We start from the raw sequence: 22327 nt of genomic DNA, 5'->3' as shown, positions 1-22327 counted from the left end.
ACGCAAAAGGCCCCGTGAACTCGCGTTCACGGGGCCTTTCGGGTGCTACGGACGATCAGCTAACGCCGGGATCACTCCCACTCAATCGTCGCTGGCGGCTTGCTCGACACGTCGTAAGTGACGCGGGAGATGCCTTCGATTTCATTGATGATGCGGCCGGAAACGGTTTCCAGCAGCTCGTAAGGCAGGTGAGCCCAACGCGCGGTCATGAAGTCGATGGTTTCTACGGCACGCAGGGCCACGACCCAAGCGTAACGACGGCCATCGCCGACCACGCCAACCGATTTCACCGGTTGGAATACCACGAATGCCTGGCTGACTTTGTGGTACCAGTCGGCCTTGCGCAGTTCTTCGATGAAGATGTGGTCGGCGCGACGCAGCAGGTCGGCGTATTCCTTCTTCACTTCACCGAGGATCCGCACGCCCAGGCCCGGGCCTGGGAATGGGTGACGGTAGACCATGTCGTACGGCAGGCCGAGTTCCAGGCCCAGACGACGGACTTCGTCCTTGAACAGCTCACGCAGCGGCTCGACCAGCTTCAGGTTCATCTCTTCCGGCAAGCCACCCACGTTGTGGTGCGACTTGATCACGTGGGCCTTGCCGCTTTTGGCGCCAGCCGACTCGATCACGTCCGGGTAGATGGTGCCCTGGGCGAGGTACTTGATGTTGTCCAGTTTGTTGGACTGGGCATCGAAGACGTCGATGAAGGTGCGACCGATGATCTTGCGTTTCTTCTCTGGGTCGGACTCGCCGGCCAGGTTGTTCAGGAACTGATCTTCAGCGTTGGCGCGAATTACTTTGACGCCCATGTTCTCGGCGAACATGGCCATCACTTGCTCGCCTTCGTGCAGACGCAGCAGGCCGTTGTCGACGAAGACGCAGGTCAATTGGTCGCCAATGGCTTTGTGCAACAGCGCGGCAACTACCGAGGAGTCCACACCGCCCGACAGGCCGAGCAGTACGTTGTCGGTGCCGACCTGGGCGCGAATGTTGGCGATGGCGTCTTCGGCAATTTTCGAAGGCGTCCACAAGGCTTCGCAGCCGCAGATGTCGAGGATGAAACGCGAGAGGATGCGACCGCCCTGCTTGGTGTGGGTCACTTCCGGGTGGAACTGCACGCCGTAGTAGCCACGAGCGTCGTCAAACATGCCGGCAATCGGGCAGCTCGGGGTGCTGGCCAGGATGTGGAATTCCTGCGGCATCTTGGTGACTTTGTCACCGTGGCTCATCCACACGTCGAGGCCGAACAGGCCATCGGCGTCGATGTGATCTTCGATGCCGTCGAGCAGGCGGCTTTTGCCGACCACGTCTACACGGGCATAACCGAATTCGCGCAGTTCGGAACCTTCGACCTTGCCACCCAGCTGTTCAGCCATGGTTTGCATGCCGTAGCAGATACCGAAAACCGGTACGCCCAGATCGAATACTGCTTGCGGGCAGCGTGGGCTGTCGGCTACGTGCACGGACTCGGGGCCGCCGGCAAGAATGACGCCTTTCGGAGCGAATTCGCGAATCGCTTCGTCATCCATGTCGAACGGATGCAGTTCGCAGTACACGCCGATTTCACGCACGCGGCGGGCAATCAGCTGGGTGTACTGGGAACCGAAATCGAGGATCAGGATACGGTGGGCGTGAATGTCGAGGGCCATGGAGTCAGTCTCGTCTATGGAATTCAGAAACAACTCGGGGCTGAATAAAACAGCCCCGGTTACTTAACTTTTTGCTGGAAGCCTCAACCTACGCGGTAGTTTGGCGCTTCTTTGGTGATTTGTACGTCGTGCACGTGGGACTCGGCCATGCCAGCGCCGGTGATCCGCACGAACTCAGGCTTGGTGCGCATTTCTTCGATGTCGGCACTGCCGGTGTAGCCCATCGAGGAACGCAGGCCGCCCATCAGTTGATGGATGATGGCGCTCAGGGTGCCTTTGTAAGGAACACGTCCTTCGATGCCTTCCGGTACGAGCTTCTCGGCGCCTGCCGAGGAATCCTGGAAGTAACGATCGGAGGAGCCTTGAGCCTGGGACATGGCGCCCAGCGAACCCATGCCGCGGTAAGCCTTGTACGAACGACCCTGGAACAGTTCGATCTCGCCTGGCGCTTCTTCAGTACCGGCGAACATCGAGCCCATCATCACGCAGGACGCACCGGCTACGATGGCCTTGGACAGGTCACCGGAGAAACGGATGCCGCCGTCGGCGATCAACGGCACGCCCGAGCCTTCAAGGGCAGCGGCGACGTTGGCGATGGCACTGATTTGCGGAACGCCGACACCGGCGACGATACGAGTGGTGCAGATCGAGCCTGGGCCGATACCGACCTTGACTGCATCGGCACCAGCTTCAACCAGGGCCTTGGCGGCAGCGCCGGTGGCGATGTTGCCGCCGATGACCTGCACGTCAGGGAAATTCTGTTTGACCCAGCGAACGCGGTCGATCACGCCTTTGGAGTGACCGTGTGCGGTGTCGACCACCACCACGTCCACGCCAGCGTTGACCAGGGCTGCAACGCGATCGCCGGTGTCTTTACCGGTGCCGACTGCAGCGCCAACACGCAGACGACCTTGATCGTCCTTGCTGGCCAGCGGGTAAGCCTTGGCTTTTTCGATGTCGTTGACGGTCATCATGCCTTTGAGGGCAAATTTGTCGTCGACGATCAGTACACGTTCGATGCGGTTTTTGTGCAACAACTCGCGAACGTCGTTCTTGTCAGCGCCTTCCTTGACCGTGACCAGACGCTCTTTAGGCGTCATCACTTCACGGACGGTGGCGTCCAGACGATTTTCGAAACGTACGTCGCGGGAAGTGACGATGCCGACCAGGTCGCCATCGTGCAGTACCGGAACGCCGGAGATGTTGTGCATGCGGGTCAGTTCGAACAGTTCACGAACCGTGGCGTCAGCCTCGATGGTGATCGGGTCCTTGACCACGCCGGCTTCGTAACGCTTGACCTTGCGCACTTCGGCAGCTTGCTGCTCGATGGTCATGTTCTTGTGGATGATGCCGATGCCACCTTCCTGAGCCATGGCGATTGCCAAACGGGCTTCAGTGACGGTGTCCATAGCGGCAGAAACCAGAGGAATATTCAGCTCGATGCCACGGGTTAGGCGGGTCTTGAGACTGACTTCGTTAGGAAGCACCTCGGAATAACCGGGCACTAGGAGAATGTCGTCGAATGTCAGAGCTTCTTGGCTGATACGCAGCATCGCGGGGGCTCCCGAGCGGGAAAATGGAAGCGCGCCATTATAGTCAGACACCCCCTCGGGTTCAATGTAAAACTCTGTCTATTATCGATGCAGTGATCGACGGGGGTTTTGGCACACAAACCCTGTAGGAGCAAGGCTTGCCCGCGAAGGCGTCATCACTGGCGCTAAAAGCTTCGCGGGCAAGCCTCGCTCCTACGGTTTCGGTTGCGGTTACAGTTCGACCTTGACCCAACTCACAGGCTGGTCGAGCCAATCGGCAAACTCATCGATAAAGCTCTGCTTGAACCCGGCCTCGCCCCAGTTGTTGAAAATGAAGCCCAGGTTGGAAAAGCCGCATTCCTGCAAAAACAGAAACCCGTTGATGTCATCTTCATGCCCGCATTCAGGGCAGGTGAAGTTGTCGGTGCGCCCCGGCATCCACTCTTCCAGGCTTTCGAACAGCGCTTCGCCGACTTCCTTGCGACATTCGGCGCAGCCCGCCTCCCCCAGAAAGCCCTTGGCCGGGGTGTAGATGCAGCGCTTGGTGATGATTTCCAGACCATTCACCGCTTCGCCGAACGGCAGCGCTTGCGGGTGCAGGACCACGGCGCGAGCGCCGTCGGCAAGGGCGTGAGCCATGCGGTTGCCGGTGCGGCCACAGGTGGTCAACTCTTCCTTGATGATGTTCTTGCGCACCAGCCAACGCACGACCGCCCGGGCCCGGGGTTCGTGTACCGGCAGCGTGGAGATTTTCGGGACGATGATGCTTTGGGAATTCATGGTGCCAAGCCTACTGCGTCAAATGGGGAATTCTGCGGCGTGCCGGGTAACGCCTTCGCGGGCAAGCCTCGCTCCTACAGGGTTTGTGTCGTCGCAAATTTCTCGAACGACACCCAACTTGTAGGAGCGAGGCTTGCCCGCGAAGGCGTCAGGACGGCCGGCAGCTTAATCCCTGACACACGCAGGTCAAGTACTCAAATACCGCCCGATCAAGGCAATCCCGCTGGCCAGTACCAACCAGGTCACCAGCCGTACGAACGCCTCCCGGGACAATCTCATGCTCAACCGCCGGCCAATCCATAACCCGAGCGCCATGGCCGGCAACAAACACACGGCCAATACCAACAAGGGTAGCTCGGCATACACACCCGCGACGGCAAACAGGCTCAAACGCACCACGGTGCTGCAACTGATCAGCGCACTTTGCGTCGCCCGTGCCGCCTCCTTGGGCAGACGACTGTTCAAATAGATCGCATATAAAAAGCCGCCACTGCCAAACAACGCGCCGAACATCCCGCCCACCGTGCCCATCGGCAGCGCCCAAGCGGCGGACAGTTGCGTCGGACGGGTTTTGACCCACAGGCTGTAAACCGCATAGGCGCTGATAAACAGCCCCATCAACAGCAGCAACAAGTCGGATTTGAGGTTCAGCAGGAAGATCACTCCCAACGTGCAACCCACCGCCATGCACGGCAGCAGTCGCAGCAGTTCCGGCTTGGCTACATCTCGCCGCGACGGCAGCAGATTGCCGAAGGCCGCAACGAAATCCAGCAGCACCAGCAACGGCACGATCTTCGACAGCGGCATAAACAGGATCAGGATCGGCCCCGCCACCAGCGCGGTGCCAAACCCCGCGATGCCAAACACGATGTAGGCCAGGGCAATGCCCAACCCGATCACCAGCCAATCCGTTGCACCGAACGGCCATTGGCTCAACAACTCAAGCACATTCATTTGCGGGGCTTTCCTTGAATACCTGAGATGACTTTAGCCAGCGCCGAGGGTTGCGACTAATATCTTCCAGGTCGCTCACCCATCTCGAAAAGGCATGCCTCGTGCTTTCAACCCGTCAATTGCGTTACTTCGTGGAAATCGCCGAGTGCGGCAGTTTCAGCGCTGCGGCCGAACGCCTGTTTATCGCACAGTCGGCCCTGAGCCGGCAGATCAAGGACATGGAAACCCGTCTGCAAACGCCATTGTTCGAACGCACCGCGCGTCAGCCGCGACTGACCGCCGCTGGCGAAGCCTTTTTGCCCCGCGCCAGAAACCTGCTGCACGAACTGACAAAGGCCAGCGAGATGGCCACTCAGGTCGGCACTGGCAAACTCGGAACCTTGCGGCTGAGCCATTCCAGCACGGTGCCGATGAGCGGCCGGTTGTTACGGGGCATCAGTGCTTATCTGGATCAGCATGTAGGTGTGTCCATGGACATCGTCAAACTGCCCTCAGAAGCGCAGTTGGAAGAGTTGGCGGAAGGTCGCCTCGATGTCGGTCTGTTGCGCTTGCCGGTGCTGCGTCAGCGTGAAGGCGTGCAGATTATTCCTTTATATAGCGAACGCTTGCTGCTGGCTGTTCCGCCGAATCATCGACTGGCTGTGGATAACTCCGGGCAAGGCATCGATCTGGCGCAGTTGAAGGATGAGGCGTTTATCTCCATTCCTCATCCACAACGCGGCGGGCTGAGTTATTTGTCAGCCGAGCTGTGCATGCGCCAGGGGTTCTTTCCGAAAGCCGCGCGAGTGGTGTCGCGCAAAACCACGCAATTGCAGTTGATCCAGGCCGGGTTTGGCATTGCACTGCTGCCGGAGTCGATGCAGGACATCGCCCCGCCGGATATCCATTTCCTGCCGCTGGCTGATCCGGACTGCCACAGCACCGTCGCCCTCGCCTATCGGCAGAATCCCACGCCATTGGTCCAACAATTCATCAACACCTGCACTCACCCTCCCTGTGGGAGCGGGCTTGCTCGCGAAAGCGGTGGGTCATTAAACAATGATGGCGACTGACACACCGCCTTCGCGAGCAAGCCCGCTCCCACAGGGGATTTGTGTTGAGTCATGGAGATTGATGGACGAATGCCTTTAAACTGCGTCCCATGATTAAAGATCCCTTTGCAAGACTCGGCCTGGACCGTGAAGTCCTGACTGTCAGCCAGCTCAACGGCCGCGCGCGGGTGTTGCTGGAAGATGTGTTCAGCAATATCTGGGTCGAAGGCGAAATCTCCAACCTCGCCCGCCCGGCGTCCGGCCATGTGTATTTCACCCTCAAGGACAGCGGCGCCCAGGTGCGTTGCGCGCTGTTCCGGCAGAACGCCGCGCGGGTGCGCCAGGCGCTGAAGGATGGCCTGGCGGTCAAGGTGCGCGGCAAGGTCTCGCTGTTCGAGGGCCGTGGCGACTATCAACTGATCCTCGACACCGTGGAACCGGCCGGCGACGGCGCCCTGCGACTGGCCTTCGATGCGCTGAAAGAAAAACTCAGCGCCGAAGGCCTGTTCAGCGCCGAGCGCAAAGTGCCGCTGCCGGCGCATCCACAACGCATCGGCATTATCAGTTCGCCGACCGGCGCCGTGATCCGCGACATTATCAGCGTGTTCCGTCGTCGGGCGCCGCAGGTGCAACTGACGCTGATCCCCACCGCTGTGCAGGGCCGCGAAGCCACCGCGCAGATTGTCCGTGCATTGAAACTGGCGGACGCCCGTGGCTTCGATGCGTTGATCCTGGCCCGTGGCGGCGGCTCGCTGGAAGACCTCTGGTGTTTCAACGAAGAAGCCGTGGCCCGCGCCGTGGATGCTTGCGTGACGCCGATTGTGAGCGCCGTCGGGCATGAAACCGACGTCTCGATCAGCGACTTCGTGGCCGACGTTCGCGCGCCGACGCCTTCTGCCGCCGCTGAATTGCTGGCACCGGACTCCAGCGACCTGGTGCGCCGGGTCGAAAGCCTGCACCGTCGTCTGGTGATGCGTATCCGCGACCGTTTGATGCGTGATCGCCTGCGCCTCGAAGGCATGTCCCGGCGCCTGCGGCATCCCGGCGAACGCCTGCGTCAACAAGCGCAACGCCTGGACGATCTGGACATGCGTATGCGCCGCGCCTTCGAACGCAGCCTCAATACTCGCCGCGAACGCCTGATCCGCCTGGAAACCCGCCTCGCCGGGCAACATCCGGGTCGGCAACTGGCGATGTTGCGCCAGCGCCTCGACAGTTTCGCCGAACGCCTGCCCCGAGCAATGCGCGAAAGCCTTAAAAGCCGTCGCTTGCAGCTGCAAAGCCAAGTGCAGACGCTGCAAGTGGTCAGTCCGTTGGCGACCCTTGCCCGTGGCTACAGCATTCTGCTGGACGAGCGCGGCAATGCGATTCGCAATGCCGCCCAGACTCATCCCGGCCAACGCCTGAATGCCCGGCTCGGCGAGGGCGAGCTGCAAGTGCGCGTCGAAGACAATCACCTGACGCCTGTCACCCTTTCTCTACTGGATTGACCCATGCCGCGTTTCCTCGCTCCACTGCTGTTGCTGTGCCTGACCTTCAATGCCCACGCCGACAGTTACATCACCCGCCTGCTGAACAAACCGGTGCCGGGCGGCGTGGCCGTGGTTGATCTGGGCGCCGCAGCCCAGGCGCCGAAAGCCACGTATCAGGGCAAACCGGTGCTGGTGGTCAAGGAGCAGAGCAACTGGCTGGCGATTGTCGGCGTGCCGCTCACCGTCAAACCGGGCACCCAGCAAGTGAGCAGCGGCGGCCGCAATCTGAACTTCACGGTGGGCAACAAGAAATATCCGGAACAGCACATCACGTTGAAGAACACTCAGCAGGTCAATCCGAACCCGGAGAACCTCAAGCGCATCGAAGGCGAACTGGCCGAACAGATCCAGGCTTACCGCAGCTTCAGCCCCGGCACCCCGAGCAACCTGCTGCTGGATAAACCGGTCAACGGGCCACTGTCGAGCAAGTTCGGTGTACGTCGGTTCTTTAACGGTGAAGAACGCAATCCTCACGCCGGCCTGGACTTCGCGGTGCCGGCGGGCACGCCGATCAAGACACCGGCGGCGGGCAAGGTGATTTTGATCGGTAACTACTTCTTCAACGGCAACACGGTGTTTGTCGACCATGGCCAGGGCTTTATCAGCATGTTCTGCCACATGTCGAAGATTGATGTGAAGGTTGGGCAGCAATTGGCGCGGGGTGGTGTGGTGGGCAAAGTGGGTTCCACGGGGCGTGCGACCGGGCCGCATATGCACTGGAATATCAGCCTGAATGATGCGCGGGTGGATCCGGCGATATTTATTGGGGCGTTTCAGCCTTAATCGTTGGTGAGGCGACTGGCCTCTTCGCGAGCAAGCCCGCTCCCACATGGGATTTTGGTGTACGCACATTCTGTATTCACCCCGATCAACTGTGGGAGCGGGCTTGCTCGCGAAGGCGGCGTCAAATACACCTAAAAATCCCACTGACTCAAAATCCTCAATTGCGCATCGATCAAACCCCACGCAAACATCCAAACGATCACCCCACATCGCAGCAATAAAATCTCGCCAATCCCGCCTTTTCGAGTATTCCTCTCAATTTTTTTCGACTGCTTGCCATCCTCAACCCCGGCGGTTAGGGTTAAAGCCATGAAAACCTCTCACACCCTCATCCAGCTTCGCCAGCACCGCAGCCTGTGCCTCGTCAGCGCACGACTGCCGGGCTGAATCGCGGTGCCTCGCCTGACACGTTTTCCCCACAACTTTTGATCCACCGGCAGGCCGCCTCTTTTCGGCCCACACAATAAGGATTTCCCGATGAGCATGCTCAAAGACCCGTCTTCGAAATACCGCGCGTTCCCGACTATCGACATCCCGGACCGTACCTGGCCGTCGAAGACCATCACCGCCGCGCCGATCTGGTGCAGCTCGGACTTGCGTGACGGCAACCAGTCGCTGATCGAGCCGATGGACGCGGTGAAAAAGCTGCGTTTCTGGAAAACCCTGGTGCAAGTCGGTGTGAAAGAAATCGAAGCGTCGTTCCCGGCGGCTTCGCAAACTGACTTCGACTTCGTGCGCACCCTGATCGAAGACGGCCACATCCCGGACGACACCACCATTCAGGTGCTGACCCAGGGCCGTGAGGACTTGATCGAGCGTACTTTCGAATCCCTGCGCGGCGCGAAAAAAGCCATCGTTCACTTGTACAACGCGACCTCCCCTTCTTTCCGCCGCATTGTCTTCAACCAGGACAAGGACGGGATCAAGGCCATCGCCGTGAACGCCGCCAAGCTGTTCGTCAAATATGCAGCCCAGCAGCCAGACACCGAGTGGACCTTCGAATACTCGCCGGAAACCTTCAGCGCCACCGAACTCGAGTTCGCCAAAGAAGTGTGCGACGCGGTGATCGAAGTCTGGAACCCGACGCCTGAGCACAAGGTGATCCTCAACCTGCCAGCCACCGTCGAATGCGCGACCCCGAACATCTACGCCGACCAGATCGAATGGTTCGGCCGTCACATCAACCGTCGTGACAGCGTGATCATCAGCCTGCACACCCACAACGACCGTGGCACTGGCGTAGCTGCCACCGAATTGGGCCTGATGGCCGGCGCTGACCGTGTCGAAGGCTGCCTGTTCGGCAACGGCGAGCGCACTGGTAACGTCGATCTGGTCACCGTAGCGTTGAACCTCTACACCCAGGGCATTCATCCTGAGCTGGACTTCTCCGACATCGACGGCGTACGCAAAGTCGTCGAAGAGTGCAACCAGATCCAGGTGCACCCACGTCACCCGTACGTCGGCGACCTGGTTCACACCGCGTTCTCCGGCTCCCACCAGGACGCGATCCGCAAGGGCTTCGCTCAGCAGAAACCGGACACCCTGTGGGAAGTGCCGTACTTGCCGATCGACCCGGCCGACATTGGCCGCAGCTACGAGGCGGTGATCCGCGTCAACAGCCAGTCGGGCAAGGGCGGTATCGCTTACCTGCTGGAACAGGAATACGGCATCAGCTTGCCGCGTCGCATGCAGATCGAGTTCAGCCAGGTCGTGCAGCGTGAAACCGATCGCCTCGGCCTGGAGATGACTGCCCAGCAAATCCACGCGTTGCTGCACAGCGAGTACTTGCAGGCCAACACGCCGTACGCGCTGGTCAGCCATCGCTTGCAGGAAGAAAACGGCAACAGTTCGGTGGAAGTGGAAGTCTCCGGCAAAGGCCAGGGCGAAACCAACCTGCACTGGCGCGGCAAGGGCAACGGCGCCCTCGAAGCACTGGTGGCCGGCCTGCCGATTCCGGTGGAAATCATGGACTACAACGAACACGCCATCGGCGCAGGCACCAACGCCAAGGCTGCGGCCTACATCGAGCTGCGGGTTGAAGGCCAGCGTGCAGTGCACGGCGTGGGCATCGATGAAAACATCACCACGGCGAGCTTCAAGGCCTTGTTCAGCGCGCTGAACCGCTCGCTGAGCCAGCCGGAAGCGAAAGAAGCGGCGTAAGCGTTCGCTGAAATGCAAAAGGCCCCAAGGTGAGAACCTTGGGGCCTTTTTGTTTGCCTGCCTATTTTTGTGTTGTCTGTCCGGGCCCCTTCGCGAGCAAGCCCGCTCCCACATTTGGAATGCATTCCCCCTGTGGGAGCGGGCTTGCTCGCGAAGGCGCCGGTTCAGGCAGCAAAAATCTCAGGTGAACTCGAAAGTATCGGCATCCAGATTCGCTGGAAACCGCGTCCGATAAGCCGCCAGTTCCGCCGCGTCCAGCACCACCTGAAACACCCCATCAGCCTCGCCCGCGCTGAGCAAGGTCTCACCCTGGAAATCCAGCACCTGGCTGTCACCGGTATACGCAAAGCCTTTGCCGTCAGTACCGATCCTGTTCACCGCCGCCACATAGCACAGGTTTTCAATCGCCCGGGCCGGCAGCAAGCGGTTCCAGTGCTGACGCCGTGCACCCGGCCAGTTGGCGGTGTACAGCAGCAGATCAGTGTCCTGGGCATCACGACTCCAGACCGGGAAGCGCAGGTCGTAGCAAATCAATGGCCGAATCCGCCAGCCCTTGAGCTCGAACTGCACCTGACGCTCGCCGGGGGTGTAGTGATTGTGTTCGCCGGCCATGCGGAACAGGTGGCGCTTGTCATAATGCAGCACCTCGCCGTCCGGACGTGCCCAGAGCAGGCGATTGCGGTGGCTGCCGTCGGCGGCCTGGACGATCACACTGCCGGTGATCACCGCATCCAGCTTCGCCGCTTGGACCCGCAGCCACTTACTGGTGGGGCCGTTTTCCGCCTCGGCCAGGGTTTCGGACTGCATGGAGAAGCCCGTGGTGAACATCTCCGGCAGGATGATCAGATCCGCCCCGCGCGCCTGTTCCAGCAATTGCTCGAAATGCTCCAGGTTGGCCTGGCGGTCATGCCAGGCCAGGGTGGTCTGGATCAGCGCAATGTTCAGGTTGGGCAGCGCACTCAGATCACGCATAGTTTTGCCGCTGCTTCACGCAGGGTCTCCTCGCGTTTGGCGAAGCACAAGCGCACCAGGCGCTGGCCTTCGGGTGGGTTCTGGTAGAACACGGAGATCGGGATGCTCGCCACGCCGTGTTCGCGGGTCATCCACAGCGCCATCTCGACGTCGTTGAGGTCCGGGCGGATCTGCGAATAATCGACCAATTGGAAATAGGTGCCCGTGACACGGGTCAAGCTGAAGCGCGATGGCGCCAGCAGATCGCAGAACAGATCGCGCTTGGCCTGGTAGAAACCCGGCAGCTCTTCGACATGTTCCGGGTGCTCGGCCATGTAGTCGGCCAGGGCAAATTGCAGCGGGGTCACGCCGCAGAAACTGACGTACTGGTGAACCTTGCGCAATTCCGCCGTGAGGGCCGGCGGAGCGACGACGTAGCCGGTTTTCCAGCCAGTGACGTGGTAGGTCTTGCCGAAGGAGCTGACCACGAAGGCGCCCTGATACAGCTCTTCGTGATTCAGCACGCTAACGTGAGGGACGCCATCGAACACCAGGTGTTCGTAGACTTCGTCGCTGACAATGTAGATGTCGCGCTCACGAATCAAATCCGCCAACTGATCCAGTTCGACCCGGCTGATCAGTGCGCCGCTTGGGTTGTGCGGCGAATTCAGCACGATCATCCGCGTGCGCGGTGTGATTGCCTCGGACAGCTTCTGGAAGTCGATGGAGAAGTCATCCAGCCCGAGCTGCACATGCACGCAGCGGCCACCGGCAAGTTCCACCGACGGCTCGTAACTGTCATAGCACGGGTCGAAGACGATCACTTCGTCGCCGCTGTGGATAACCGCCTGAATCGCACAGAAGATCGCCTGAGTGGCGCCGGGGGTGACGGTCACTTCTTGATCGGCATCCACATTGACGCCGTAGCTGCGCGCGATCTTCGCCACAATCTGCTGCCGCAACGCCGGCAGACCGGTCATCGGCGAATACTGGTTGTGGCCACTGGCAATGTGCCGGCCGACGGCATCGCACAACGCCTTCGGGGCATCGAAATCGGGAAACCCTTGGGACAGGTTGATCGCCCCGGTTTGCGCCGCGAGCTGAGACATCTGAGTGAAGATAGTGATGCCGACATTCGGCAGCTTACTGGTGATCATCGGTAGCCCCTTGCAGGTGAGCTGCAAGTTTCAAGCGACAAGCTACAAGCGGTCAAGCCTCAAACCTTCAGGCACAAAAAAGGGCCCCGAACAGGACCCTTTCTTGCCTTAACTTGAAGCTTGCAGCTTAAAGCTACTCTATTTCTTGTCGCGGCGCTTTTTGTCGGCTTTTTTGTGGTGCGACATCATGCGGCGCTTCTTGTTGACCTGACGGTCGGTGAGCGTGGTCTTTTTGCCTTCGTACGGGTTCTCACCACCCTTAAACTCGATGCGGATCGGCGTACCGACCAGCTTCAAGACACGACGGTAAGTGTTTTCCAGATACCGCACGTAAGACTTCGGCACCTTCTCGATCTGGTTACCGTGAATGACGATGATCGGCGGGTTCGCGCCACCCAAGTGGGCATAACGCAGCTTGATCCGGCGGTTGTTGACCATCGGTGGCGCGTGCTCGCCGACCGCATCTTCCAGGATCTGGGTGAGGCGGTTGGTCGGCCAGCGGGTGACCGCGGACTTGAACGAGTTCTGTACGGAAGCGTAGAGGTTACCCACGCCAGTGCCGTGCAGGGCCGAGATGAAGTGGATGTCGGCGAAGTCAACGAAGAACAGGCGGCGCTGCAGCTCGACTTTTACGAAGTCGCGCTCGCTCGGCGTCATGCCGTCCCACTTGTTGATCGCGATAACCAGTGCACGACCCGCTTCCAGGGCAAAGCCCAGCAGGTTGAGGTCGTGGTCCACCACGCCTTCGCGGGCGTCCATCACGAAGATCACCACGTTGGCGTCTTTGATCGCTTGCAGGGTTTTGACCACGGAGAATTTTTCAACTTCTTCGTGGATCTTGCCGCGCTTGCGCACACCGGCGGTGTCGATCAGCGTGTACTTCTCGTCGTTACGCTCGAACGGGATGTAGATACTGTCGCGAGTGGTGCCAGGCTCGTCGTACACGATGACCCGGTCTTCACCGAGCATGCGGTTGACCAGAGTCGACTTGCCGACGTTCGGGCGACCGATGATCGCGATCTTGATCCCGTCTTTTTCGCTTGGGCCAGGAATGCGCTTGGCTTCCTCGCCTTCGGCAACGATCTCTTCATCGCCTTCTTCTGGCTCTTCTTCGTCTTTCGGGAAGGTGCTCAGCGCGATTTCGAGCATCTGGGTGATGCCACGACCGTGGGCACCGGCGATCGGAATCGCGTGGCCCATGCCCAACGGGGCGAACTCGGCGCGGGCCATTTCAGGGTCGATGTTGTCGACCTTGTTGGCAACCACGTAAGAACGCTTGTTACGTTTGCGCAAATGCTCGGCGATCATCTGGTCGGCGGCGGTGAAACCGGCCTTGGCATCTACCAGGAACAGAACGACATCTGCTTCTTCAATGGCCAGCAGCGACTGCTCGGCCATTTTTTCGTCCATACCGTGCTCGTCACCGGAGATACCGCCGGTGTCGACCAGAATGTAGGAACGCCCTTGCCACTTGGCCTCACCGTATTGGCGATCACGGGTCAGACCGGACAAGTCGCCGACGATGGCGTCGCGAGTCCTGGTCAGGCGGTTGAACAAGGTGGACTTGCCGACGTTCGGTCGGCCCACCAGGGCGATTACGGGAACCATGCGGCTCTCCACTTCGTTATTTCAGAAAATACAAAAGCCGCTGCGAGGCAGCGGCTGGTGCTCGGGGCAGCGCTTGAGGGCGCTGCGAACCCCGTGGTTACGGGGCTGCCTGGGGGTTAACCCCAAGCATAGTCAAACCTTTACTTAATGGTCAGGGCTTCCAGTTTGCCGCTGTTGCCATAAACATAAATCGTGTCACCTACCACCAGCGGACGGGCACGCAGGCCATCGCTGTCGATGCGTTCGCGGCCGACGAAGCGACCGTCCACCTGGCTCAGCAGGTGCAGGTAGCCTTCCATGTCGCCGACTGCAACGTAGCTGGAGAACACTTCCGGAGCCGATAGTTGACGGCGAGCCAGCGAGTCGTTGCTCCACAAGGCTGTGGTGGAACGCTCGTCGACGCCTTCAACGGTGCCCGAAGACAGGCTCACGTAGACGCTGCCAAAACCCTGGGCGACACCGGCATAGCTGGAAGCATCACGCTGCCAGAGCTGACGACCGCTTTGCAGGTCCAGTGCCGCAACGCGACCCTGGTAGCTGGCGACGTACAGGGTTTCGCCGGACAGCAGCAGACCGCCGTCGATGTCGACCACGCGCTCCAGTTCCGAACGACCCTGTGGAATCGCAACCCGTTGTTCCCACACCGGCACGCCGTTGGAAATATCGAGAGCGACCACTTTACCGGTCGACAGGCCAGCCACCGCGAGGCGGTTGGTGACGACTGGCGCACTGGTGCCACGCAGGGTCAGGACGGCCGGAGTGCTGTCATACAACCAGCGCTGGGTACCGGTCGCAGCGTCCAGGCCGATCAGACGATCGTCCTGAGTCTGAACCACCACAACGTCGCCGTTGTTGGCTGGCGGTGCGAGGACTTCGCTGGACACGCGAGCGCGCCATTTCTCTTCACCGTTGGTGGCGTCCAGGGCAACGATTTCGCCCTTCAGCGTACCGATCGTGACCAGACCGTAACCTACGCCAACGGCGCCGGAGACAGGCAGTTCAAGATCTTTCTTCCATTTGACGTCGCCATTGTTGCGGTCCATCGCCACGATCACGCCAGTGACGTCGGCCGCAAAGATGGTGCTGCCATCGATCGCCGGTACCAGCATGTTGTAGGTTTCGCCCTGACCGTCACCGATCGAACGACTCCATTGCTTCTGCAGGACCACTTCTTCTTTGAAGTCGACCAGCTCGGCCGGCGGCAATTCTTTTTTGCTGTTGCTGCTGCAACCCGCGGCCAAAATGGCCAGAGCCAGCAATGCTGCATGTTTCCAACGGATCACGTCACGCATCCCCTTTGGCCAGGTCGTCCAGCTTGATTTGGAGGCCGCCGACTGCCGCTTCATCCGACAGTGCTGCCTTGGCTTTTTGATACGCCGTGTTCGCTTCGTCAGTACGACCCAACTGCACCAGCAGGTCGCCCTTGAGTTCTTCGCGAGTGGCCAGGAACGACTTGTCGGCATCGCCTTCAAGCAGTTTCAGGGCTTCTTCGACCTTGTTCTGCGCCGCCAGGACCTGCGCCAGACGCTGACGGGCGATTTCGCCCAGCGCCGGGTTGGCCGGTTTGTCGGCGATAGCTTTCAGCTCGCTGGCTGCGTCGTCCAGCTTGCCGCTGTCGACCGCGACTTTCGCCACGAACAGGCTGCCGTATTGCGCGTAAGCAGAACCGCCGAACTCGCTGTTGAGCTTGCCGGCCAGGTCCGAAACCCGGGCTGCGTCAGGCTTGCCGTCAGGCGTCAGCGTGGTTTCCAGCAGTTGCTGATAGAGAATCGAGGCGCCTTGCGACTGATTGCTCTGATACTTGTGAAAGGCCTGCCAGCCGAACACGATGACCAGCGCCAACAGGCCGCCAGTGACCAGGGGCTTGCCGTTACGTGTCCACCAGTCCTTCAAATCCGCCAGTTGTTCGTCTTCGGTACTCGACACCCCAATACTCCTTAATCGCTAAATCGGCTGTTTGACAGCTTCAACCCTGCACGACGCAGGTGGCCAGGTGTGCAGCGAGCGCATCCCAGGCAATGCTTTGTTGTTCGCCCTGGCCACGCAGGGGTTTGAAACCTACCACTTGCTGGGCCATCTCGTCGTCACCGAGGATCAGCGCATACAACGCACCGCTCTTGTCGGCTTTCTTGAACTGACTTTTGAAACTGCCGGCGCCGGCATTGACTTGCAGGCGCAGGTTGGGCAACTGGTCACGCACACGTTCACTCAGGGTCAGACCGGCCAGCTCGGCAGCTTCACCGAAGGCGCAGAGGTAGACGTCGACCTGACGGGAGATCTCTTGCGGGATCTGCTCCAGGGTTTCCAGCAGCAGCACCAGACGCTCGATACCCATGGCGAAACCAACGCCCGAGGTCGGCTTGCCGCCCATCTGCTCAACCAGACCGTCGTAACGACCACCGGCACACACGGTGCCTTGGGCGCCCAACTTGTCGGTGACCCATTCGAAAACGGTTTTGCTGTAGTAATCCAGCCCGCGAACCAGCTTCGGGTTGATCACATAAGGAATGCCGGCAGCGTCGAGGCGAGCCTTGAGGCCCTCGAAGTGCACGCGGGATTCTTCGTCGAGGTAATCGGCCATTTTCGGCGCGTCGACCAAGACCGCTTGAGTCTCGGCGTTCTTGGTATCCAGAACCCGCAGAGGGTTAGTCTTCAGACGGCGCTGGCTGTCTTCGTCGAGCTTGTCCAGGTGTGCCGAGAGGAACTCGACCAGGGCTTCGCGATAACGACCGCGAGATTCGCTGGTGCCCAGGCTGTTGAGCTCAAGCTTGACCGCATCACGGATGCCCAGCTCGCCCCACAGGCGCCAGGTCAGCACGATCAGCTCGGCGTCGATGTCCGGACCGTCGAGGTTGAACACTTCCACGCCGATCTGGTGGAACTGGCGATAACGACCTTTCTGTGGACGCTCGTGACGGAACATCGGGCCGATGTACCAGAGTTTCTGCACCTGGCCGCCGCCGGTGATGCCGTGCTCGAGCACCGCACGCACGCAGGCCGCCGTGCCTTCAGGGCGCAGGGTCAGGGAGTCGCCGTTGCGGTCGTCGAAGGTGTACATCTCTTTTTCGACGATGTCGGTCACTTCACCGATGGAGCGCTTGAACAGCTCGGTGAACTCGACGATCGGCATGCGGATCTGCTTGTAACCGTAGTTATCCAGCAAACGCGAGACGGTTCCCTCGAAATGACGCCACAGGGGCGTCTGCTCGGGCAGGATGTCGTTCATGCCACGTATGGCTTGCAGAGACTTGCTCACTATCAATCCTTAAATTCGTTCGATCAGCCGCGCGCGATAACCGCTGCGTCAGCTTCGACCTTTTCGGCCGCTTTCTGGCGGATCAAGCGTTCAAGCTCATCCACCAGATTTTCATTCGTCAGTTTCTGCGACGGCTTGCCGTCGATGTAAATCAGGTTTGGCGTGCCGCCGGTCAAGCCGATATGGGCTTCCTTGGCTTCGCCCGGCCCGTTGACCACGCAACCGATGACCGCGACATCCAGCGGCACCAGCAGATCTTCGAGGCGCCCTTCCAGCTCGTTCATGGTCTTGACCACATCGAAGTTCTGCCGCGAGCAGCTCGGGCAGGCGATGAAGTTGATGCCACGGGAACGCAAGTGCAGGGATTTGAGAATGTCGTAGCCGACTTTCACTTCCTCGACCGGGTCAGCCGCCAACGAGATGCGAATAGTATCGCCAATCCCTTCGGCGAGCAGCATACCGAGGCCCACGGCGGATTTCACCGTGCCTGAACGCAAACCACCGGCTTCGGTGATGCCCAGGTGCAGCGGCTGGACGATTTCCTTGGCCAGCAAGCGGTAGGCGGCGACGGCCATGAACACGTCTGAAGCTTTCACGCTGACCTTGAAGTCCTTGAAATTCAGGCGTTCAAGGTGCTCGACGTGACGCAAAGCCGACTCGACCAGCGCGGCCGGGGTTGGCTCGCCGTATTTCTTTTGCAGGTCTTTTTCCAGGGAGCCGGCGTTCACGCCGATACGGATCGGGATCCCGCGGTCACGGGCGGCATCCACTACTGCACGCACGCGATCTTCACGACCGATGTTGCCCGGGTTGATGCGCAGGCAGTCAACGCCCAGCTCGGCTACACGCAACGCGATCTTGTAGTCGAAGTGGATGTCGGCAACCAATGGCACCTTGACCAATTGTTTGATCTTGCCGAAAGCCTCGGCGGCGTCCATGTCCGGCACCGAAATGCGCACGATATCGACGCCAGCGGCTTCCAGGCGGTTGATCTGGGCCACGGTGGCGGCCACGTCATTGGTGTCGCTGTTGGTCATGCTCTGCACAGCGATAGGCGCATCGCCGCCAACAGGCACGTTACCGACCCAGATCTTGCGGGATTCGCGACGTTTGATTGGAGATTCGCCGTGCATGACTTATTGACCCAACTTCAGGCGAGCAGTCTCGCCACTGGTGAACGGAGCGACATCAACCACCTGACCGTTGTAGCTGACCTGTGCGCCACGGGCGAAGCCCAGACGCACGGCAAACGGTGGCTTGCCGCTCACGGAAACGTTTTCGCCTTTGCGCTTGAGACCGCTCAACAGCACTTTGCCGCTGGCATCGGTCACTTGCGTCCAGCAATCAGCAGTAAACAACAGTTGCACCGAGCCTTGGCCGGCCACTGGAGCGGCGGCTGGAGCAGTAACGGCCGGGGCAACCGGAGCCGTCGTAGTCGGCGCCGGAACGGCCGGTGCAGGTGCGGCTGGCGCTGCGACCACAGGCGCAGCGTTATGAACAGGTACTGCTGGCGTTGCTACCGGAGCTACCGGGGCCGCCGGAGCGGGTGCGGTCGCCTGGGCTTCGGCCGGTGCTTCAGTCGATGTCTCGGATTGCGGCAGTGCGAGAGCAGTACCACCTTCAGTCTGACCTTCCGCGACAGCCTGGTCTTCCGGCTCGTCCAGCGGATGGATCTGGGTGGTGCCGTCGGCGCCTTCGACTTCAACGTGTTCAGGGGCCAGCGTCGTCAGGTCCTTGGTGCGCTGTGAGGTTTGATCCTGCCACCAGACAAAACCGCCGCCAATCACCGCGATCAGCAACAACAGGCTGACAATGCGCAAAATAGTGTGGGAAACCCGAACCGGCTCTTCGATACGACCCAGGCTATGCACGTTGCTGCCTTGGGAGTCGGTGCCGGTGGACTGGTCGAATTGCTGGACCAGAACGGTCTGGTCCATGCCGAGCAATTTGGCGTACGCGCGAATATAACCGCGAGCGAAGGTGTGCCCTGGCAGCTTGTCGAACGCGCCGGCTTCCAGATTGCCCAAAGAATTGACGGTGAGGTTGAGCTTGAGGGCCACTTCGGCCAGCGACCAGCCATTGCTTTCGCGGGCCTGGCGCAAAGTGTCACCGGGGTTAACGCGATTCGCTGCTACAACTTCGGGATGCGCCGCTTTCATCATTGCTCCGACAGGTATTGCTGATATTCCGGCGTACCGGGATAGAGTCGTTTTAATTGCAGGCCAAAACTGGCGGCCTTGTCGCGATCTTCAAACACTTTCGCCAGCCGAACGCCGAGCAATAGACTACGTGCATTTTGTTCGGTGAGCAGGCTAAAACGGTCGTAATAGTCACGCGCGGGCACATAATGCCTGTCTTCGTAAGACAACTCAGCCATTTCCAGCAATGCACGCGGTTGTTGGCGGTTCAAACGCAGGGATTTTTCCAGTTGCTGCTGGGCCAGATCACGCTGGCCAAGCTTCGAGGCGGTCATGCCGAGGTTCTCGAACACCCGCGAACGCTCAGGATACAGGGTATCGGCGGCGGCCTGCTCAAAGCGCTCGTAGGCTTCCTTGTAACGTTTCTCTTCGTACAGAAAACTGCCGTAGTTGTTCAGGATGCGAGCATCGCCGGGACGGGAGGACAGCGCCTTGCGAAAATGCTGGTCGGCCAGCTCCGGCTCCATCTCGGCCTGGAATACCAGCCCCAGCGCCGCGTTGGCATCAGGGTCGGAATCATCCAGGTCCAGCGCCTTTTTCAACGGCACTTTTGCCCGCTCGGTCATCCCTTGCTGCAAGTACCCCAGCCCCAATTGCACGTAGGCAACACGCGCTTCATCGCGGCCCTTGCTGGTCTTCATCGGGTTGAAATCGCCCGACAGGACACAACCAGCACAAAGGCTGGCCAACAGCACAAGCAGCGCAAAGCGCAGGGACATAGAGATCCTCTCTTAATTTATTTCGCGGCGTTCTGCGCCATATCGTTCTCGGCGCTCAACTCGCGCACGGCGATATAACGTTCGCTGCGACGGGTGCGATCCAGCACCTGCCCTACCAATTGGCCACACGCGGCATCGATGTCTTCACCACGGGTGGTGCGTACAGTGACATTGAAGCCGGCATGGTGAAGCTGATCCTGGAAACGACGAATTGCGTTGTTGCTCGGACGCTCGTACCCGGAATGCGGGAACGGGTTGAACGGGATCAGGTTGATCTTGCACGGGATGTTCTTGAGCAACTCGATCATCTCGACCGCGTGTTCAACCTTGTCGTTGATGTCCTTGAGCAAGGTGTACTCGATGGTCAGCACGCGCTTTTCGCCCAAGGACGACATGTAGCGCTGGCACGACTCGAGCAGCATCTTAAGCGGATATTTTTTGTTGATCGGCACCAATTGGTTACGCAATGCGTCATTTGGTGCGTGCAGCGACAACGCCAGGGACACGTCGATGTGCTTGGACAGCTCATCGATCATCGGCACCACGCCCGAAGTGGACAGGGTCACGCGGCGCTTGGAGATCCCGTAGCCCAGATCATCCATCATCAGATGCATGGCGGCCACGACGTTGTCGAAGTTCAGCAGCGGCTCACCCATGCCCATCATCACCACGTTGGTGATGGCACGGTCGGCGGTTGCCGGGATGCTGCCGAACGATTTATTGGCAATCCACACCTGGCCGATGACTTCGGCGGCGGTGAGGTTGCTGTTGAAACCTTGCTTGCCGGTGGAGCAGAAACTGCAATCCAGGGCACAGCCTGCCTGGGACGAAACGCACAGAGTGCCGCGTTTGCCCTGGGGAATGTAGACGGTCTCGACGCAGCTGCCGGACGCCACGCGCACCACCCACTTACGGGTGCCGTCGGTGGAAATGTCCTCGCTGACCACTTCTGGACCGCGAACTTCAGCAATCACCTTGAGCTTGTCGCGCAAGGCTTTGCTGACGTTCGTCATGGCGTCGAAATCATCGACGCCAAGGTGGTGAATCCATTTCATTACCTGACCGGCACGGAAACGCTTCTCCCCGATTGAGTCGAAGAATTTTTCCATTTCCAGCTGAGTCAGACCCAGCAGGTTAGTTTTTACAGTCGATGTAGTCATGGATTCACCTTCACTCATAAGCCAATGCTTAGCGAGTGGTTACTTCAGTAGCTGCGAAGAAGTACGAGATTTCGCGAGCAGCAGCGGCTTCGGAGTCCGAGCCGTGTACAGCGTTGGCGTCGATGGAATCAGCGAAGTCAGCGCGGATGGTGCCGGCAGCAGCTTCTTTAGGGTTGGTAGCGCCCATCAGCTCACGGTTCAGAGCGATAGCGTTTTCGCCTTCCAGAACCTGAACAACAACCGGGCCGGAGATCATGAAAGCAACCAGGTCACCGAAGAAACCGCGAGCGCTGTGCTCAGCGTAGAAGCCTTCAGCTTCGGCTTTGGACAGTTGCTTCAGTTTCGAAGCTACAACGCGCAGGCCAGCTTTTTCGAAACGAGTGGTGATCTCGCCGATAACGTTTTTTGCAACAGCGTCAGGCTTGATGATGGAGAAAGTACGTTGAACAGCCATGGTGTAACTCCAGAAACGGTAATTTGTGAAAAATTAAACCCGCGAATTATACGCGGGTTCTTTGGTATTGCCTAACTGAGTAAGGTCGCGGCCTCTGTAGGAGCTGCCGAAGGCTGCGATCCTTTGATCCTGATCTTGCGCTTGAGATTCAAGTGGCATCGGGAAAAGATCGCAGCCTCGCTGCGCTCGTCAGCTCCTACTCTGCTTCTTCGATCCAGGCGCCCTGAATGGCTTCAAGTACCTTCTCGCCACCGCGGGTCGGATCATCACTGAACTCCGGCAATGCCAGCACCCATTTGTGCAGATCGACGAAGTTCACGTAGCGCGGGTCCACTTCTGGCTTGGATTCAGCCAGTTGGATCGCGATTTCCAGCACATCAACCCATTTCAGACTCATAAAACA

The 22327-nt window shown here is 59.7% G+C and carries 21 protein-coding genes; 4 read left to right on the top strand and 17 right to left on the bottom strand.

Translation table 11 applies throughout. The annotated features are described in order from the left end of the window. Positions 1 to 71: 71 nt before the first annotated feature. From guaA to NK667_RS01225, 4 genes are all read right to left on the bottom strand, one after another. Positions 72 to 1649: a glutamine-hydrolyzing GMP synthase gene (gene guaA / locus NK667_RS01240; protein ID WP_054045341.1), complete on the bottom strand. Its 1578-nt coding sequence runs from the start codon at positions 1647 to 1649 to the stop codon at positions 72 to 74. Between the two features lie 83 nt (positions 1650 to 1732). Next, positions 1733 to 3202: an IMP dehydrogenase gene (gene guaB / locus NK667_RS01235; protein ID WP_054045343.1), complete on the bottom strand. Its 1470-nt coding sequence runs from the start codon at positions 3200 to 3202 to the stop codon at positions 1733 to 1735. Positions 3203 to 3412: 210 nt separating this feature from the next. Next, on the bottom strand, positions 3413 to 3961 hold the full coding sequence (locus tag NK667_RS01230; protein ID WP_054613626.1) for a hypothetical protein: 549 nt from the start codon (positions 3959 to 3961) through the stop codon (positions 3413 to 3415). Between the two features lie 186 nt (positions 3962 to 4147). Continuing rightward, a complete protein-coding gene (locus tag NK667_RS01225; protein WP_054613625.1) occupies positions 4148 to 4915 on the bottom strand; it encodes a sulfite exporter TauE/SafE family protein in 768 nt (255 codons plus the stop codon). 101 nt (positions 4916 to 5016) lie between these two features. Here NK667_RS01225 and NK667_RS01220 point away from each other — a divergent pair, with 101 nt between their 5' ends. The 3 genes from NK667_RS01220 to NK667_RS01210 all read left to right on the top strand — a co-directional run bounded on the left by NK667_RS01220 (position 5017) and on the right by NK667_RS01210 (position 8261). Continuing rightward, positions 5017 to 5967: a LysR family transcriptional regulator gene (locus NK667_RS01220; protein ID WP_054613624.1), complete on the top strand. Its 951-nt coding sequence runs from the start codon at positions 5017 to 5019 to the stop codon at positions 5965 to 5967. 89 nt (positions 5968 to 6056) lie between these two features. Next, complete coding sequence (gene xseA / locus NK667_RS01215) at positions 6057 to 7436, top strand: exodeoxyribonuclease VII large subunit (RefSeq protein ID WP_054613623.1); 1380 nt, start codon at positions 6057 to 6059, stop codon at positions 7434 to 7436. A 3-nt stretch (positions 7437 to 7439) separates the two neighbouring features. Continuing rightward, positions 7440 to 8261 carry a peptidoglycan DD-metalloendopeptidase family protein gene (locus NK667_RS01210; RefSeq protein WP_054613622.1) on the top strand — a complete coding sequence of 274 codons (822 nt, stop codon included), beginning with the start codon at positions 7440 to 7442 and terminating at the stop codon, positions 8259 to 8261. 131 nt (positions 8262 to 8392) lie between these two features. On the opposite strand, the gene NK667_RS01205 is transcribed toward NK667_RS01210, so the two are convergent. After that, entirely contained in the window at positions 8393 to 8572 is a 180-nt protein-coding gene (locus NK667_RS01205) for a hypothetical protein (protein ID WP_054045355.1), read from the bottom strand. Between the two features lie 166 nt (positions 8573 to 8738). Between NK667_RS01205 and leuA the strand changes: the two genes are divergently transcribed. Then, complete coding sequence (leuA, locus tag NK667_RS01200) at positions 8739 to 10421, top strand: 2-isopropylmalate synthase (RefSeq protein ID WP_054045357.1); 1683 nt, start codon at positions 8739 to 8741, stop codon at positions 10419 to 10421. A gap of 180 nt (positions 10422 to 10601) precedes the next feature. On the opposite strand, the gene NK667_RS01195 is transcribed toward leuA, so the two are convergent. The 12 genes from NK667_RS01195 to iscX form a co-directional block, all read right to left on the bottom strand. Next, a complete protein-coding gene (locus tag NK667_RS01195; protein ID WP_054613621.1) occupies positions 10602 to 11393 on the bottom strand; it encodes an amidohydrolase in 792 nt (263 codons plus the stop codon). After that, entirely contained in the window at positions 11381 to 12529 is a 1149-nt protein-coding gene (locus NK667_RS01190; RefSeq protein WP_054613620.1) for a pyridoxal phosphate-dependent aminotransferase, read from the bottom strand. Before NK667_RS01190 ends, NK667_RS01195 begins: the two co-directional genes overlap by 13 nt. Before the next feature lie 138 nt (positions 12530 to 12667). Beyond that, positions 12668 to 14137 carry a ribosome biogenesis GTPase Der gene (gene der, locus NK667_RS01185; RefSeq protein WP_054045364.1) on the bottom strand — a complete coding sequence of 490 codons (1470 nt, stop codon included), beginning with the start codon at positions 14135 to 14137 and terminating at the stop codon, positions 12668 to 12670. A gap of 140 nt (positions 14138 to 14277) precedes the next feature. Beyond that, a complete protein-coding gene (gene bamB / locus NK667_RS01180) occupies positions 14278 to 15429 on the bottom strand; it encodes an outer membrane protein assembly factor BamB (protein ID WP_054045367.1) in 1152 nt (383 codons plus the stop codon). Further along, a complete protein-coding gene (locus tag NK667_RS01175; RefSeq protein ID WP_054613619.1) occupies positions 15422 to 16063 on the bottom strand; it encodes a tetratricopeptide repeat protein in 642 nt (213 codons plus the stop codon). Before NK667_RS01175 ends, bamB begins: the two co-directional genes overlap by 8 nt. A 40-nt stretch (positions 16064 to 16103) precedes the next feature. Next, positions 16104 to 17393 (bottom strand): histidine--tRNA ligase, encoded by a 1290-nt coding sequence (hisS, locus tag NK667_RS01170; RefSeq protein ID WP_054045370.1) that lies wholly within the window; start codon positions 17391 to 17393, stop codon positions 16104 to 16106. Between the two features lie 23 nt (positions 17394 to 17416). After that, the gene (ispG, locus tag NK667_RS01165) at positions 17417 to 18526 is read right to left on the bottom strand and encodes a flavodoxin-dependent (E)-4-hydroxy-3-methylbut-2-enyl-diphosphate synthase (protein WP_054045372.1); all 1110 of its coding nucleotides are present in this window, start codon (positions 18524 to 18526) and stop codon (positions 17417 to 17419) included. A 3-nt stretch (positions 18527 to 18529) separates the two neighbouring features. Then, positions 18530 to 19552 carry a RodZ domain-containing protein gene (locus tag NK667_RS01160; RefSeq protein ID WP_054613618.1) on the bottom strand — a complete coding sequence of 341 codons (1023 nt, stop codon included), beginning with the start codon at positions 19550 to 19552 and terminating at the stop codon, positions 18530 to 18532. Next, entirely contained in the window at positions 19552 to 20310 is a 759-nt protein-coding gene (gene pilW, locus NK667_RS01155) for a type IV pilus biogenesis/stability protein PilW (RefSeq protein ID WP_054045376.1), read from the bottom strand. The genes NK667_RS01160 and pilW overlap by 1 nt, the downstream gene beginning before the upstream one ends. 17 nt (positions 20311 to 20327) lie before the next feature. Further along, on the bottom strand, positions 20328 to 21470 hold the full coding sequence (gene rlmN, locus NK667_RS01150; protein ID WP_054045377.1) for a dual-specificity RNA methyltransferase RlmN: 1143 nt from the start codon (positions 21468 to 21470) through the stop codon (positions 20328 to 20330). Between the two features lie 28 nt (positions 21471 to 21498). Next, positions 21499 to 21924, bottom strand: coding sequence for a nucleoside-diphosphate kinase (gene ndk, locus NK667_RS01145; protein WP_007916882.1), 426 nt, complete (start codon positions 21922 to 21924; stop codon positions 21499 to 21501). A gap of 196 nt (positions 21925 to 22120) precedes the next feature. Further along, positions 22121 to 22321, bottom strand: coding sequence for a Fe-S cluster assembly protein IscX (gene iscX, locus NK667_RS01140; RefSeq protein WP_054613617.1), 201 nt, complete (start codon positions 22319 to 22321; stop codon positions 22121 to 22123). Between the last annotated feature and the right edge of the window lie 6 nt (positions 22322 to 22327).

Source organism: Pseudomonas nunensis (genome assembly GCF_024296925.1).
Lineage (GTDB): Bacteria > Pseudomonadota > Gammaproteobacteria > Pseudomonadales > Pseudomonadaceae > Aquipseudomonas > Aquipseudomonas nunensis.
Note: the sequence above shows the minus strand (reverse complement) of the source record. Positions and strands in the feature narration are given on the sequence as shown.

Excerpts from the sequence above, each read along its gene's own strand:
- NK667_RS01225 (WP_054613625.1), bottom strand. The coding sequence starts at position 4,915 with ATGAATGTGCTTGAGTTGTTGAGCCAATGGCCGTTCGGTGCAACGGAT.
- xseA (WP_054613623.1), top strand. The coding sequence starts at position 6,057 with ATGATTAAAGATCCCTTTGCAAGACTCGGCCTGGACCGTGAAGTCCTG.
- rlmN (WP_054045377.1), bottom strand. The coding sequence starts at position 21,470 with ATGACTACATCGACTGTAAAAACTAACCTGCTGGGTCTGACTCAGCTG.
- guaA (WP_054045341.1), bottom strand. The coding sequence starts at position 1,649 with ATGGCCCTCGACATTCACGCCCACCGTATCCTGATCCTCGATTTCGGT.
- NK667_RS01210 (WP_054613622.1), top strand. The coding sequence starts at position 7,440 with ATGCCGCGTTTCCTCGCTCCACTGCTGTTGCTGTGCCTGACCTTCAAT.
- guaB (WP_054045343.1), bottom strand. The coding sequence starts at position 3,202 with ATGCTGCGTATCAGCCAAGAAGCTCTGACATTCGACGACATTCTCCTA.
- NK667_RS01160 (WP_054613618.1), bottom strand. The coding sequence starts at position 19,552 with ATGAAAGCGGCGCATCCCGAAGTTGTAGCAGCGAATCGCGTTAACCCC.
- iscX (WP_054613617.1), bottom strand. The coding sequence starts at position 22,321 with ATGAGTCTGAAATGGGTTGATGTGCTGGAAATCGCGATCCAACTGGCT.
- der (WP_054045364.1), bottom strand. The coding sequence starts at position 14,137 with ATGGTTCCCGTAATCGCCCTGGTGGGCCGACCGAACGTCGGCAAGTCC.
- ndk (WP_007916882.1), bottom strand. The coding sequence starts at position 21,924 with ATGGCTGTTCAACGTACTTTCTCCATCATCAAGCCTGACGCTGTTGCA.
- NK667_RS01190 (WP_054613620.1), bottom strand. The coding sequence starts at position 12,529 with ATGATCACCAGTAAGCTGCCGAATGTCGGCATCACTATCTTCACTCAG.
- bamB (WP_054045367.1), bottom strand. The coding sequence starts at position 15,429 with ATGCGTGACGTGATCCGTTGGAAACATGCAGCATTGCTGGCTCTGGCC.
- leuA (WP_054045357.1), top strand. The coding sequence starts at position 8,739 with ATGAGCATGCTCAAAGACCCGTCTTCGAAATACCGCGCGTTCCCGACT.
- NK667_RS01195 (WP_054613621.1), bottom strand. The coding sequence starts at position 11,393 with ATGCGTGATCTGAGTGCGCTGCCCAACCTGAACATTGCGCTGATCCAG.
- pilW (WP_054045376.1), bottom strand. The coding sequence starts at position 20,310 with ATGTCCCTGCGCTTTGCGCTGCTTGTGCTGTTGGCCAGCCTTTGTGCT.
- NK667_RS01205 (WP_054045355.1), bottom strand. The coding sequence starts at position 8,572 with ATGGCTTTAACCCTAACCGCCGGGGTTGAGGATGGCAAGCAGTCGAAA.
- ispG (WP_054045372.1), bottom strand. The coding sequence starts at position 18,526 with ATGCACGGCGAATCTCCAATCAAACGTCGCGAATCCCGCAAGATCTGG.
- NK667_RS01230 (WP_054613626.1), bottom strand. The coding sequence starts at position 3,961 with ATGAATTCCCAAAGCATCATCGTCCCGAAAATCTCCACGCTGCCGGTA.